Below are 13,095 nucleotides of genomic sequence, written 5' to 3' on the forward strand. Positions count from 1 at the left end.
GGCAGCCCTCGGCTACTTGCGCGCGGTGATCACCGCGCGCATCGGCGCCGGCAAGCCCTCCACGGTTTTGGCGTGGTCGTCGGGGTCAAGGAAGTGTTCCAGCGACTGGTAGCGCATCCACTCGGTGCTGCGCTGCTCGGCGATGCTGGTGGTGCTCACGTCCACGCATTTCACCTCGTTGAACCCGGCGCGCCGCAGCCACAGCTCCAGCGCCGGTACCGAGGGCAGGAACCACACGTTGCGCATCTGCGCGTAGCGGTCATCGGGCACCAGTACATCCTGCGGGCCGCCATGGATCACCAGGGTTTCGAGTACCAGCTCGCCCCCTTTCACCAGGCAATCCTTCAGCGCATACAGGTGGTCGATGGGGGAGCGGCGGTGGTACAGCACGCCCATCGAGAACACCGTGTCGAAGCCTTGCAGGTTGGCGGGCAGGTCTTCGAGGGCCAGCGGCAGGTGCCAGGCGGGTAGATCCGGCAGGTACTGCGCCAATGCCTGGAACTGGCAAAAGAACAGCCAGTTCGGGTCGATGCCGATCACCGCCTCGGCGCCGGCGCCGAGCATCCGCCACTGGTAGTAACCGTTGCCGCAGCCCACGTCGAGTACGCGCTTGCCGTGCAGGTCAAGGTGCGGCGCTACCCGTTCCCATTTCCAGTCTGAGCGCCATTCGGTGTCTACGTGCACGCCAAACAGCTCGAACGGGCCCTTGCGCCAGGGCGACAGCCCCATCAGGGCGTCGCGCAGGCGCTGGCGGCTGCTGTCGTCGCAGGCGCCGCCGAGGGTCACGCCGCGGGCCAGGTCGACCACGCTGGCGGTCAGCTCCGGTAAGGCCTTGAGGGCGTTCTGCCAGCGTTGCAGGTCACCGTGGCCGCTGGCCAGGCGCTGCTCGAGGTCAGCCTGCAGGCCTTGGGCCCAGGTGTGCAGGGGCGAACCGGCCAGGCGCCGGGCGAGGGGAGAGAGGTCGATCATGGCAGCGCTATAAATGAGGCGAAATTGATGCACTGAAACCACGGCACCACGCGGCTGAAGCCGGCGGCGAGCAGGCGGGTGCGGTGTTCTTCTAAACTGTCGGGCTTCATCACGTGCTCGATGGCGCTGCGCTTCTGGGCGATTTCCAGTTCGCTGTAGCCATTGGCGCGCTTGAACGCCAGGTGCAGGTCGGTGAGCAGGGCTTGGTCGGCAGGGTCTTCGAAGCGCAGTTTTTCCGACAGCAACAAGGCCCCGCCGGGCACCAGCGCCTGGCGAATCCGCGCGAGCAGGGTGACCCGCTGCTCCGGCGGGATGAACTGCAAGGTGAAGTTCAGCGCCACCACCGAGGCCGGCTCGAAGGCCAACTGGAGGATGTCGGCCTCGCGCACCTGCACCGGCAGCAGTTCCTGGAACATCGCATCCTGGGCGCTGAGGTATTCCGCGCAGCGGCTGGCCATCGCCGCGGAGTTGTCCACGGCGATCACCCGGCAGCCTTCGCTGCTCACGTGCCGGCGCAAGGCCTGGGTGACCGCGCCAAGGGAGGCGCCGAGGTCGTACAGCACCGTATGCGGCTGGGCGAAGCGCGCCGCCAGTACGCCAAGGTTTTCGACGATGGTCGGGTAACCGGGCACCGAGCGCTTGATCATGTCGGGGAACACCCGTGCCACGGCTTCGTTGAACACGAAGTCGGGCACCTGGGCCAGGGGCTGGGCGAAGATACGGTCGGAATCGGACACGGCGGGCTCAGCCGTGCAGCGTTTCGGCGGCGTACAGGGTGTTCTCGAGCAGGCAGGCGCGGGTCATCGGGCCGACGCCGCCAGGCACCGGGGTGATCCAGCCGGCGCGCTCGGCGGCGGTTTCGTACACCACGTCACCGACCAGGCGGCCGTCGGCCTGGCGGTTGATGCCGACGTCGATCACGATCGCGCCGGGTTTGATCCACTCGCCCTTGACCAGCCCCGGCTTGCCGGCGGCCACCACCACCAGGTCGGCGCGGCCGACATGGCCGGCGAGGTCCTGGGTGAAGCGGTGGGTGACGGTCACCGTGCAGCCACCGAGCAGCAGTTCCAGCGCCATCGGCCGGCCGACGATGTTCGAGGCACCGACCACCACTGCGTCCATGCCGTAGAGGTCTTGCCCGGTGCTTTCGAGCAGCGCCATGATGCCCTTGGGCGTGCACGGGCGCAGCAGCGGGATGCGTTGGGCCAGGCGGCCGACGTTATAAGGGTGGAAACCGTCGACGTCTTTGTCGGGGCGGATGCGCTCGAGCAGGCACGAGGCATCGAGGTGTTCGGGCAGCGGCAGTTGCAGCAGGATGCCATCGATCTCGGCGTCGGCGTTGAGGCGGTCGATCAGGGCTTCAAGCTCGGCTTGCGAAGTGCTGGCGGGCAGGTCGAAGGCGTCGGAGCGAAAGCCGACTTCCTCGCAGTCCTTGCGCTTGTGGGAAACATAGACCTGGGAGGCAGGGTCGGTCCCTACCAGGATCACCGCCAGGCCTGGAACGCGCAGGCCCTGCTGGCGGCGCTCGGCGACACGTTGGGCGATCTGCCGGCGGATGCCTCCGGCAATCGCCTTGCCGTCGATAAGTTGTGCTGTCATGACGCGTAGTAAACCATCGCAGGGTAAAAAAGGTGCGCGTATTCTCGCATGCCCGGCGCCCCGGTCAAAGGCGTATGGCGGGGGGAAATGGCTAAGCCCTTTATATCAATGAATTTTTTTCAAAAAAGTGTTGACGCCCTCCGGGGCCATCTATAAGATTCGTCGCACTTGTCGGGCAGGGCCTAGCGCTGGTTCAGACGGTCTACGAAGTTGTAGCGATTTTCGCGGCAAGTTTTCGGAGATTGAGGCTTTTATTCGGCTGATTCGGAGTCGAGCATAAGCGCCCGTAGCTCAGCTGGATAGAGCATCCGCCTTCTAAGCGGATGGTCGCAGGTTCGAGTCCTGCCGGGTGCGCCATTAACGGCAGCTTTGGCACAAGTAGCAATATGGTGGGCGTAGCTCAGTTGGTAGAGCGCTGGATTGTGATTCCAGTTGTCGTGGGTTCGATTCCCATCGTCCACCCCATATTTTGAAAAGGCGCCTGGTGATTCATCAGGCGCCTTTGCTTTAAGCTAGCGTCTCTGCGGACGTGGTGAAATTGGTAGACACACTGGATTTAGGTTCCAGCGGCGCAAGCTGTAAGAGTTCGAGTCTCTTCGTCCGCACCATCTCAGGTTCCTGACGCTTCCTTAGGCTTACAGCGAACCCCGGAAAGCCCGCCTAGTGCGGGCTTTTTCGTTCCTGGGGTTTCCACGCCCTTGCTGTGCATTCCCCACATTTTTAGTACATGGGTCAGTACACCCCGAATTCGACCCATCAGCGATGTACTAGATGTTCCTCGCCAGTGCTGTGGGCAGGCAAATGAAAGCCGACGCTCTGCTACTCGTTCAATTGCGGGATGTACGGGATGCCCGTATTATGGTCCCATGTATACCGTCATTGAAACGCCTACGTTCCAAAAGCATGCCGCCAAGCTATGGCTAGAGGAAGAGCGCATCGCTTTTATCGACTGGATCGCGGCGAACCCGCTTGCGGCTGATGTAATCCCAGGTGCGGAGGGTGCGCGGAAGGTGCGCTGGGCGCGCGCGGGGTCAGGAAAGTCCGGTGGCGCTCGTGTGATTTACTTTAGTGTGATTGAAGATGAAATTGTGTTGCTGGTAACGGTCTACGCTAAAGCCGACCGCTCCAGCATGAGCCCCGCTGAAATCAGCAAGGTGGTTTGAAATGCGTAATATCGATATTGAGGCAGTGGCCAAGGCCATTGAGGAGGATGCGGGCGAGGCGCTGCCTGATTTGCGGCAGGCGCTGGGCGAGGCGCAGGCGGGCCATGGGCGTGTCACTACCCCTGAGCAAGTGCTGGTGCGCCAAGCGCGAGAGCGCTCCGGCCTGACCCAGGCGATGTTTGCAGAGCGCATTGCCACGCCGGTCGCGACGCTTCGTGACTGGGAGCAGGGGCGTTTTGTGCCACCGGGCGGTGTGCTTTGTCTTATGCGCCTGATCGCCAAGCATCCAGAGTTGTCGCTTGAGCTTGCGGCCTATTGATTGCTGATCGCTTGGGGTGATAATGCGGATGCTTTCGTTCTGGCCCATTGAGGTGGGCGGGCAGTGCTCGCGTGCCCCTCACCCCTCGCTCGGCAACACCACCCTGAACTCGATCCGCCCGCCATTCTGGCTCACGGTAATCTCGCCGTTATGCGCCGCGGCGATGGCCTGGGAAATATACAGCCCGATCCCCAGCCCGTTCTTGTTGCGGCTTGGCTGGTTGCTGGCGGGCTTGAACGCCTGGAACAGCGAGCTCAGCCGCTCGGGTGGCAGCTCGGTGGCTTCGTTGGTCACCGTCAGCGTGGTTTGCCCGCCGCGTTGGGCCAGCCCCAGGCCGACCGGGCGCCCGGGCAGGCCGTGGTAGCGCGCGTTGCCCAGCAGGTTGGTGATGATCTGGGCGAAGCGGTCCGGGTCGGCCAGTAGCTGCACGTTTGGCTCGATCTGGGTGTCGACCTGCATGCCGGGGAAGGCCACCAGGGTTTCGGTGACGATGCTCTCGGTGAGGGCTGAGAGGTCGACCTGTTCGCGGTTGACCATCATGCCCATGCCGGTTTGCAGCCGGCTCATCTCCAGCACCTGGCTGATCAACCGCTCCATGCGCCCGCTGGACTGGCTGATGTGCTGGCGCAGTTGGGTGTCGCGTTGCTCGTTGGAGCGCAGCATCGACGCGGCCATGGAAATCGACTGCAGCGGGTTGCGCAGGTCGTGGCCGAGCATGGCGATCAGCCGCTGGCGCATGCGGTCGATCTCGCCGGCGCGGTTCAGCGCCAGCTCCACCAGGGCGCTGCGCAGGGCGTCGGCGATGGCGGTTTCCTGTTCGGTCCAACTGGCGGCGCGGCCGCGTACCACTTCTTCCCATGCCTCGAACGAGCCGCGCGGCGTCAGCCGTGAGCCGGAAGGGCCAACCTTGACGATTTTTTCCGGCTTGCCGGCCCAGCGCACGTTGTGCACTTCTTCCTGGCGGAACCACATCACCCAGCCGTGCTCGTTGGGGTGAAAGCGCACCGCCAGCACCCCGCAATAGCGGGCGTCCGGGCTGGCGGGGTCGGTATGCTGCCATTGTTCGGTGTGGAAGGTGTCTTGTTCCGGGGTGCTGGCCAGGTGGGCGATTACCGCCTCGGCGAGGTGGTCGAAGTGCCCGCCAATGCTTTGGGTGCGCCCGGCCAGGCAGATGGCGGCGCCGTCGCACGGCAGCAGTTGGGCCACGTTCAGTGGCGCAGTGCCCAGCGCGGCGAGCAGGTCTTCGGCATCCCAGGCGGCGCGCATCAGTTGGTTGCGCAGTTCCGCGGAGCGGCGCCCGGCGGCTTCGTTGTGCTGTTGCTCGAAGCGTTCGACCAGTGCGCTGCACACCTGGGAGATCACCTGGAACGACATGCGCACCGGGTGCGGCATGGTCTTGGGTGCCATGTGGTGGCAGGCGAACAGCCCCCACAGTTTGCCGCCGACCACGATCGACACGCTCATCGACGCCTGCACGCCCATGTTGGCCAGGTACTCGCAGTGGATCGGCGACACGCTGCGCAGGTCGCAGAAGCTCAGGTCGAAGGGCTTCATGTCCAGCGGGTTGATCAGCGGGTCGAGGGCGCTGGGGTGGTAGGCCGCGTCGGCGATCACCCGCACCGGGTTCTGGATGTACAGCAGCCGCGCCTGGGCGGGAATGTCCGAGGCTGGGTAGCGTTGGCCGAGGTAGCTGACCAGGTCTTCACGGCGCGCCTCGGCGATGACTTCGCCGGAGAGGTCTGGCCGAAAGCGATAGGCCATGACCCGGTCATAGCCGGTCAGCTTGCGGATTTCCTCGGTGACCCGCTCCAGCAGCTCGGCGCTGTCGTTGCGCCGTTGCATTTGCCCGATGATGCGCTGGGCGTACAGGGCCAGTTGGCTGAACGACGCGGCGCCACTGTGGCGCGGTTCGAACTCGAGAAAGCGCACCGCGCCATGGCGATGGCCGATCACGTCGAACAGCGTGCCGTTGATGTCGCATTCGCAGCTGTGTTCGAGCTCTTGCGGGTTGCTCGCCAACCACTGCGCCAGCGCCGGCCACTGGGCCAGGTTCAGCGGCTGGCCTGGCAGCGGGTCGAAGCCGACCAGTGCCTTGAAGTTGCGGCTGCGGGTCAGGGTGTGGCCCTGGTCGTCGAGGGCCAGCAACGCGCCGTGGGGCTGGATCGCCCCGGGCAGGTGGATCGGCTCGTCTTCGCAGTTGGCCAGGGTGACCGGCGTTGGCGGGCTGCTCATGGCGTGGGCTCCAGGGCTTCGAGCACCACCCATTGGCGGAACGAACCGAACCCGGCCCGCGCGGCCCGCGCGGCGGCGGCGATGTCGGCCTCGGTGGTCACGTGTTCGGCCAAGGCCTGCTGCCAGGCCCGCCACAGCGCGCCGGTGTGTTCGCCGTAGCCGCGCAGCCAGTGCAGGCCCAGCGGTTGCAGGCGGGCCTGCCACTGCTTATACAGGTACGCGCCGCCGAGGGTAGCGCCTTCGCACACGTAGCTCAGGCCAAAGGCCTCGGCCAGGCTGGCCGGCCGCGGGCTGTAGGGGCAGGGCGCCACGGCTGCGCGCAGGCCGCTGTCGAGCAGGTCTTGCTGCAGCCAGCCGACCTTGCGCGCGCGCTGTTCGGCCCCCAGTGCCTGGCGCCAGGCGGCCGGTGCTTCGGCGCCATAGAGGCTGGCCTCCAGCGGCTGCATCCAGCCCAGTACGCGCCCGGCGTGGTGGGCGTAAGCGGCCACGTCGAGGTCGGCGGCCGTGAGCGGGGAGTGCTGGTCCAGCTCGGCGTGCAGGTCGCGGGTGGCGTCGCGCAGCGCGCTGAGCGCGGGGGAGGCTTGCAAGCTGATGGCAATGGTCCTTGGCATTGGCGGATCGAGGTTCGCCGCAGAATAGCAGCCCAGGCCCCCTCGGGGAACGAATTCTCCCCGGCGTTGAGCCTTTGTGAGCGCTTGTGCAGCGTTGCGCGCACAGGCAGGTGACTTCTTGCCAATGACCCACTAGAATGCTTGCCCTTGATCTGGGGTCGGGAATGGCCGGCTAACGTCTGTGCAACGAGGAATATCCATGCAAGTTTCTGTTGAAAACACTTCCGCGCTCGAGCGCCGCATGACGATCGGCGTGCCTGCCGAGCGCATCGAGACCGAAGTCAACAAGCGTCTGCAACAGACTGCCCGTCGCGCCAAGGTGCCAGGTTTCCGTCCTGGCAAGGTGCCAATGAGCGTGATCCGTCAGCGTTACGAAGACGCCGCCCGTCAGGAAGCCCTGGGCGACCTGATTCAGGCGACTTTCTATGAAGCCGTGGTCGAGCAGAAGCTCAACCCCGCCGGCCAGCCGGCCGTCGAGCCGAAAGTGTTCGAAAAAGGCAAGGACCTCGAGTACATCGCGACTTTCGAAGTGTTCCCTGAATTCACCGTTGCCGGCTTTGAAAGCATCAGCGTAGAGCGCCTGAGCGCCGACGTCACCGACGCCGACCTCGACAACATGCTCGACATCCTGCGCAAGCAGAACGTGCGCTACGAAGCCGTCGAGCGCGCTGCGCAAGACGAAGACCAACTGACCATCGACTTCACCGGCACCATCGACGGCGAAGAGTTCGCCGGTGGTTCGGCCAAGGGCACCCAACTGGTGCTGGGCTCCGGCCGCATGATCCCGGGCTTCGAAAGCGGCCTGGTCGGCGCCAAGGCCGGTGAAGCGCGCACCCTCGACGTGACTTTCCCCGAGGATTACCAGAACCTCGACCTGGCCGGCAAGGCTGCCCAGTTCGCGGTCACCGTCAGCGCCGTCGCCGCCCCGGAACTGCCTGAGCTGAACGAAGCCTTCTTTGGCCAGTTCGGCATCAAGGAAAGCAGCCTCGAGGGCTTCCGCGCCGAAGTGCGCAAGAACATGGAGCGCGAGCTGCGCCAGGCGATCAAGGCCAAGGTCAAGAACCAGGTCATGGACGGCCTCGTCGCCGCCAACCCGATCGAAGCGCCAAAAGCCCTGCTGGGCAACGAAGTCAACCGCCTGCGCGTGCAAGCCGTGCAGCAGTTCGGTGGCAACATCAAGCCTGAGCAACTGCCGGCCGAGCTGTTCGAAGAGCAAGCCAAGCGCCGCGTTGTGCTGGGCCTGATCGTCGCCGAAGTGGTCAAGCAATTCGACCTCAAGCCTGAAGAAGACCGCGTGCGCGAGCTGATCCAGGAAATGGCTTCGGCCTACCAGGAACCCGAGCAGGTCGTGAGCTGGTACTACAAGAACGACCAGCAAATGAACGAAGTCCGTTCGGTTGTGCTGGAAGAACAAGTTGTGGATACTGTTCTGCAGAAAGCTAGTGTGACTGACAAGTCGGTCTCTTACGAAGAAGCAGTGAAGCCGGCACAAGCGCCTGAAACCGCCGCCGAGTAACGCTGACTAACGCTTCGAAACCTCATAAGCCAGCCTTCGAGCTGGCTTATGTGTATTCAGGACATGACTAATTGGGAGTGAATGCAGGCATGGCCGGCAATTCTTATTTTCAGAACGCTGACATCCAGGCCGCTGGCGGCCTGGTCCCGATGGTTGTCGAGCAATCGGCGCGCGGCGAGCGCGCCTACGATATCTACTCGCGCCTGCTCAAGGAGCGAGTGATCTTCCTGATTGGCCCGGTCGAAGACTACATGGCCAACCTGGTCGCCGCGCAGTTGCTCTTCCTTGAAGCGGAAAACCCGGACAAGGACATCCATCTCTACATCAACTCCCCGGGCGGCTCGGTCACGGCAGGCATGTCGATCTACGACACCATGCAGTTCATCAAGCCCGACGTCTCCACCACCTGCATCGGCCAGGCCTGCAGCATGGGTGCGTTCCTGCTCGCCGGCGGCGCCAAGGGCAAGCGTTACTGCCTGCCCAACTCGCGCGTGATGATCCACCAGCCGCTGGGCGGCTTCCAGGGCCAGGCCTCGGACATCGAGATCCACGCCAAGGAAATTCTCCACATCCGTTCGCGCCTGAATGAACTGCTGGCCTATCACACCGGTCGCAATCTGGAAGAGATCGAGCGTGACACCAACCGTGACAATTTCATGAGCGCTGCCCAGGCGGCCGAATACGGTCTGGTGGACATGGTCATCGACAAGCGGCAAATGCCCGCGTAATCGGCACGGCCTCCCCCTGGCGGGCAAGCCCCGCCATTCGCGGGCTTGAAAAAGCCCGCATTTGCCTTCATCTTGTGTTTCAAGCCTACCGGATTGGATCGATCAATGACTGACACCCGCAACGGCGAGGACAACGGCAAACTGCTCTATTGCTCCTTCTGTGGCAAAAGCCAGCATGAAGTACGCAAATTGATTGCCGGCCCCTCGGTCTTCATCTGCGACGAGTGCGTCGACCTGTGCAACGACATCATCCGCGAGGAGGTGCAAGAGGCACAGGCCGAGAGCAGCGCGCACAAGCTGCCCTCGCCAAAAGAAATCAGCGGCATCCTGGACCAATACGTGATTGGCCAGCAGCGTGCCAAGAAAGTGCTGGCCGTCGCGGTGTACAACCACTACAAGCGGCTGAACCAGCGCGACAAGAAGGGCGACGATGTCGAGCTCGGCAAAAGTAACATCCTGCTGATCGGGCCTACCGGCTCGGGCAAGACGTTGCTCGCCGAAACCCTCGCGCGCCTGCTCAACGTACCGTTCACCATCGCCGACGCCACCACCCTGACCGAAGCCGGTTATGTGGGTGAAGACGTCGAGAACATCATTCAGAAGTTGCTGCAGAAGTGCGATTACGACGTGGAAAAGGCCCAGATGGGCATTGTCTACATCGACGAAATCGACAAGATCTCGCGCAAGTCCGACAACCCGTCGATCACCCGTGACGTATCGGGTGAGGGCGTGCAGCAGGCGCTGCTCAAGCTGATCGAAGGGACCGTCGCTTCCGTGCCGCCACAAGGTGGGCGCAAGCATCCGCAACAGGAATTCCTGCAGGTCGACACCCGCAATATCCTGTTCATCTGCGGTGGTGCGTTCTCCGGCCTCGAAAAAGTCATCGCCAACCGCTCCACCAAGGGCGGTATCGGTTTCGGTGCCGAGGTGCGCAGCAAGGAAGAGGGCAAGAAAGTCGGCGAGTCGCTGCGTGAAGTCGAACCTGACGACCTCGTCAAGTTCGGCCTGATTCCCGAGTTCGTGGGCCGCTTGCCAGTATTGGCGACCCTCGACGAACTCGACGAAGCCGCGCTGGTGCAGATCCTCACCGAGCCGAAGAACGCGCTGTCCAAGCAATACGCCAAGCTGTTCGAGATGGAAGGCGTTGACCTGGAGTTCCGCAGCGACGCGCTGAAGTCGGTTGCCCGCAAAGCCCTGGAGCGCAAAACCGGCGCCCGTGGCCTGCGTTCGATCCTCGAAGGCGTGCTGCTCGACACCATGTACGACATTCCTTCGCAGAAGGATGTCAGCAAGGTGGTCATCGATGAAAGTGTGATCGATGGCACCTCCAAGCCGCTGCTGATCTACGAAAGCGAGCCGCAGGCCAAAGCCGCACCGGACGCCTGAGGCGCCCGGGCGTGCAGGCCAGGCTGCGAGTGACTAAGGGGCCTTGAAGGCCCCTTTTTTGTTTCTGTTTCAACGCTTGTTTTTTGCGGGGGCCGGCCCCACATTGGCCCCATGCTTATTTTTTCCATCTGTACGCGGCTCAGCCGCCAAGAGGCGAAACCATGAAATCAACCATTGAATTGCCTCTACTGCCATTGCGTGATGTTGTCGTGTATCCGCACATGGTCATCCCACTGTTCGTGGGGCGCGAAAAATCCATCGAGGCCCTCGAAGCCGCGATGACCGGTGAGAAACAGATCCTCCTGCTGGCCCAACGCAACCCCGGCGACGATGACCCGGGCGAAGACGCCCTGTACCGCGTGGGCACCGTGGCCACCGTACTGCAATTGCTGAAACTGCCCGATGGCACCGTCAAGGTGCTGGTCGAGGGCGAGCAGCGCGGTACCGTCGAAGCCTTCAAGGAAGTGGCCGGGCACATCCGCGCCGAAGTCTCGCTCATCGAAGAAGCCGAAGCCGCTGACCGCGAAGCCGAAGTGTTCGTGCGCAGCCTGCTGTCGCAGTTCGAGCAATACGTGCAGCTGGGCAAGAAGGTGCCTTCCGAGGTGCTCAGCTCGCTCAACAGCATCGACGAGCCCGGGCGCCTGGTCGACACCATGGCCGCCCACATGGCGCTGAAGATCGAGCAGAAGCAGGACATCCTCGAGATCGTCGACCTCTCGGCCCGGGTCGAGAAGGTGCTGGCGCTGCTGGATGCCGAGATCGACCTGCTGCAGGTCGAGAAACGCATCCGTGGCCGCGTGAAGAAACAAATGGAGCGCAGCCAGCGCGAGTACTACCTCAACGAGCAGATGAAAGCGATCCAGAAAGAGCTCGGTGACGGTGAAGAAGGCCACAACGAAGTCGAAGAGCTGAAAAAACGCATCGAGGCCGCCGGGCTGCCGAAAGACGCCCTGGCCAAGGCCCAGGCCGAGCTGAACAAGCTCAAGCAGATGTCGCCGATGTCGGCCGAGGCCACCGTGGTGCGCTCGTATATCGACTGGCTGGTGCAGGTGCCGTGGAAGGCCCAGAGCAAGGTGCGGCTCGACCTGGCCAAGGCCGAGACCATCCTCGACGCCGACCACTACGGGCTCGAAGAGGTCAAGGAACGCATCCTCGAATACCTCGCCGTGCAAAAGCGCGTGAAAAAAATCCGCGGCCCGGTGCTGTGCCTGGTCGGCCCGCCTGGGGTGGGTAAAACCTCGCTGGCTGAGTCGATCGCCGCCGCCACCAACCGCAAGTTCGTGCGCATGGCCCTGGGCGGCGTGCGCGACGAAGCTGAGATCCGCGGCCACCGGCGCACCTATATCGGTTCGATGCCGGGCCGGTTGATCCAGAAAATGACCAAGGTGGGCGTGCGCAACCCGCTGTTCCTGCTCGATGAAATCGACAAGATGGGCAGCGACATGCGCGGCGACCCCGCTTCGGCGCTGCTCGAAGTGCTCGACCCCGAGCAGAACCACAGCTTCAACGACCATTACCTGGAAGTCGACTACGACCTCTCCGACGTGATGTTCCTCTGCACCTCGAACTCGATGAACATCCCGCCGGCGCTGCTCGACCGGATGGAAGTGATCCGCTTGCCGGGTTACACCGAAGACGAGAAGGTCAACATCGCCACCAAATACCTCACGCCCAAGCAGATCAAAGCCAACGGCCTGAAAAAAGACGAGCTGAGCATCAGCGAGGCGGCGATCCGCGACGTGATTCGCTACTACACCCGCGAAGCCGGGGTGCGCAGCCTGGAGCGGCAGATCGCGAAAATCTGCCGCAAGGTGGTCAAGGAGCACACCGCGCAGAAGCAGGTCAGCGTCAAGGTCGTGCCCGATTCGCTCGAAGCGTTGCTGGGCGTGCGCAAGTTCCGCTACGGCCTGGCCGAGCAACAGGATCAGGTCGGCCAGGTCACTGGCTTGGCCTGGACCCAGGTGGGCGGCGAGTTGCTGACCATCGAAGCGGTGGTGGTACCGGGCGGCAAGGGCCAGTTGATCAAAACCGGCTCGCTCGGTGATGTGATGGGCGAGTCGATCACTGCCGCGCAAACCGTGGTGCGCAGCCGGGCCCGCAGCCTGGGCATCGCCCTGGACTTCTTCGAGAAGCGCGACATCCACATTCACATGCCGGAAGGCGCCACGCCGAAAGACGGCCCCAGTGCCGGTATCGGCATGTGCACCGCGCTGGTGTCGGCGTCTACCGGCATCCCGGTGCGCGCCGATGTGGCCATGACCGGTGAGATCACCTTGCGCGGCCAGGTACTGGCGATTGGCGGTTTGAAGGAAAAACTGCTCGCCGCGCACCGCGGTGGGATCAAAACCGTGATCATTCCGGAAGAAAATGTCCGTGACTTGAAGGAAATTCCCGAAAATATCAAGCAAGATCTCCAGATCAAGCCGGTCAAATGGATTGACGAAGTCCTGCAAATTGCGCTGCAATACGCCCCGGAGCCCTTGCCCGATGTGGCCCCGGAGATTGTCGCCAAGGATGAAAAGCGTGACGCCGATTCCAAGGAAAGAATCAGCACTCACTAAGCCTTGGCAGT

General features: G+C 63.3%; 11 protein-coding genes and 3 tRNA genes. 9 read left to right on the plus strand and 5 right to left on the minus strand.

Translation table 11 applies throughout. The annotated features are described in order from the left end of the window. Nucleotides 1-12 precede the first annotated feature (12 nt). From cmoB to folD, 3 genes are read right to left on the minus strand one after another with little or no spacing between them, the layout of a single operon-like run. Nucleotides 13-969 carry a tRNA 5-methoxyuridine(34)/uridine 5-oxyacetic acid(34) synthase CmoB gene (cmoB, locus tag ACFZCE_RS14055; protein WP_390939896.1) on the minus strand — a complete coding sequence of 319 codons (957 nt, stop codon included), beginning with the start codon at nt 967-969 and terminating at the stop codon, nt 13-15. Further along, nucleotides 966-1,706, minus strand: a complete 741-nt coding sequence (gene cmoA / locus ACFZCE_RS14060; protein ID WP_390939898.1) for a carboxy-S-adenosyl-L-methionine synthase CmoA — start codon at nt 1,704-1,706, stop codon at nt 966-968. The genes cmoB and cmoA overlap by 4 nt, the downstream gene beginning before the upstream one ends. Nucleotides 1,707-1,713: 7 nt before the next feature. After that, nucleotides 1,714-2,568, minus strand: coding sequence for a bifunctional methylenetetrahydrofolate dehydrogenase/methenyltetrahydrofolate cyclohydrolase FolD (gene folD, locus ACFZCE_RS14065; RefSeq protein WP_390939900.1), 855 nt, complete (start codon nt 2,566-2,568; stop codon nt 1,714-1,716). 280 nt (nt 2,569-2,848) lie between these two features. On the opposite strand from folD, the gene ACFZCE_RS14070 reads away from it, so the two are divergent. From ACFZCE_RS14070 to ACFZCE_RS14090, 5 genes are all read left to right on the plus strand, one after another. Further along, nucleotides 2,849-2,925 (plus strand) — tRNA-Arg (locus ACFZCE_RS14070). Nucleotides 2,926-2,957: 32 nt separating this feature from the next. After that, a tRNA-His gene (locus ACFZCE_RS14075) sits at nt 2,958-3,033 on the plus strand. A 58-nt stretch (nt 3,034-3,091) separates the two neighbouring features. Further along, nucleotides 3,092-3,176 (plus strand) — tRNA-Leu (locus ACFZCE_RS14080). A 258-nt stretch (nt 3,177-3,434) separates the two neighbouring features. After that, a complete protein-coding gene (locus ACFZCE_RS14085) occupies nt 3,435-3,731 on the plus strand; it encodes a transcriptional regulator (RefSeq protein WP_390939902.1) in 297 nt (98 codons plus the stop codon). Nucleotide 3,732: 1 nt separating this feature from the next. Beyond that, the gene (locus ACFZCE_RS14090) at nt 3,733-4,050 is read left to right on the plus strand and encodes a helix-turn-helix domain-containing protein (protein WP_390939904.1); all 318 of its coding nucleotides are present in this window, start codon (nt 3,733-3,735) and stop codon (nt 4,048-4,050) included. A gap of 78 nt (nt 4,051-4,128) precedes the next feature. Here ACFZCE_RS14090 and ACFZCE_RS14095 read toward each other — a convergent pair whose 3' ends face one another. Further along, nucleotides 4,129-6,282 (minus strand): ATP-binding protein, encoded by a 2,154-nt coding sequence (locus ACFZCE_RS14095; RefSeq protein WP_390939906.1) that lies wholly within the window; start codon nt 6,280-6,282, stop codon nt 4,129-4,131. Continuing rightward, nucleotides 6,279-6,893 (minus strand): biliverdin-producing heme oxygenase, encoded by a 615-nt coding sequence (locus ACFZCE_RS14100; RefSeq protein WP_390939908.1) that lies wholly within the window; start codon nt 6,891-6,893, stop codon nt 6,279-6,281. The genes ACFZCE_RS14095 and ACFZCE_RS14100 overlap by 4 nt, the downstream gene beginning before the upstream one ends. A 199-nt stretch (nt 6,894-7,092) precedes the next feature. On the opposite strand from ACFZCE_RS14100, the gene tig reads away from it, so the two are divergent. The 4 genes from tig (at nt 7,093) to lon (ending at nt 13,084) form a co-directional block, all read left to right on the plus strand. Next, nucleotides 7,093-8,409: a trigger factor gene (tig, locus tag ACFZCE_RS14105; protein ID WP_390939910.1), complete on the plus strand. Its 1,317-nt coding sequence runs from the start codon at nt 7,093-7,095 to the stop codon at nt 8,407-8,409. An 89-nt stretch (nt 8,410-8,498) separates the two neighbouring features. Further along, nucleotides 8,499-9,137, plus strand: coding sequence for an ATP-dependent Clp endopeptidase proteolytic subunit ClpP (gene clpP, locus ACFZCE_RS14110; RefSeq protein ID WP_390939987.1), 639 nt, complete (start codon nt 8,499-8,501; stop codon nt 9,135-9,137). Between the two features lie 105 nt (nt 9,138-9,242). Beyond that, nucleotides 9,243-10,523: an ATP-dependent Clp protease ATP-binding subunit ClpX gene (gene clpX / locus ACFZCE_RS14115; RefSeq protein ID WP_390939912.1), complete on the plus strand. Its 1,281-nt coding sequence runs from the start codon at nt 9,243-9,245 to the stop codon at nt 10,521-10,523. Between the two features lie 161 nt (nt 10,524-10,684). Continuing rightward, nucleotides 10,685-13,084: an endopeptidase La gene (lon, locus tag ACFZCE_RS14120; RefSeq protein ID WP_390939914.1), complete on the plus strand. Its 2,400-nt coding sequence runs from the start codon at nt 10,685-10,687 to the stop codon at nt 13,082-13,084. Nucleotides 13,085-13,095: the final 11 nt, after the last annotated feature.

It is taken from the genome of Pseudomonas sp. NPDC007930 (assembly GCF_042958985.1).
GTDB lineage: Bacteria > Pseudomonadota > Gammaproteobacteria > Pseudomonadales > Pseudomonadaceae > Aquipseudomonas.

What these genes read in the sequence shown, in the direction of transcription:
- cmoB (WP_390939896.1), bottom strand. Translation starts at nt 969, where the DNA reads ATGATCGACCTCTCTCCCCTCGCCCGGCGCCTGGCCGGTTCGCCCCTG.
- folD (WP_390939900.1), bottom strand. Translation starts at nt 2,568, where the DNA reads ATGACAGCACAACTTATCGACGGCAAGGCGATTGCCGGAGGCATCCGC.
- ACFZCE_RS14085 (WP_390939902.1), top strand. Translation starts at nt 3,435, where the DNA reads ATGTATACCGTCATTGAAACGCCTACGTTCCAAAAGCATGCCGCCAAG.
- ACFZCE_RS14090 (WP_390939904.1), top strand. Translation starts at nt 3,733, where the DNA reads ATGCGTAATATCGATATTGAGGCAGTGGCCAAGGCCATTGAGGAGGAT.
- ACFZCE_RS14095 (WP_390939906.1), bottom strand. Translation starts at nt 6,282, where the DNA reads ATGAGCAGCCCGCCAACGCCGGTCACCCTGGCCAACTGCGAAGACGAG.
- ACFZCE_RS14100 (WP_390939908.1), bottom strand. Translation starts at nt 6,893, where the DNA reads ATGCCAAGGACCATTGCCATCAGCTTGCAAGCCTCCCCCGCGCTCAGC.
- tig (WP_390939910.1), top strand. Translation starts at nt 7,093, where the DNA reads ATGCAAGTTTCTGTTGAAAACACTTCCGCGCTCGAGCGCCGCATGACG.
- clpP (WP_390939987.1), top strand. Translation starts at nt 8,499, where the DNA reads ATGGCCGGCAATTCTTATTTTCAGAACGCTGACATCCAGGCCGCTGGC.
- clpX (WP_390939912.1), top strand. Translation starts at nt 9,243, where the DNA reads ATGACTGACACCCGCAACGGCGAGGACAACGGCAAACTGCTCTATTGC.
- lon (WP_390939914.1), top strand. Translation starts at nt 10,685, where the DNA reads ATGAAATCAACCATTGAATTGCCTCTACTGCCATTGCGTGATGTTGTC.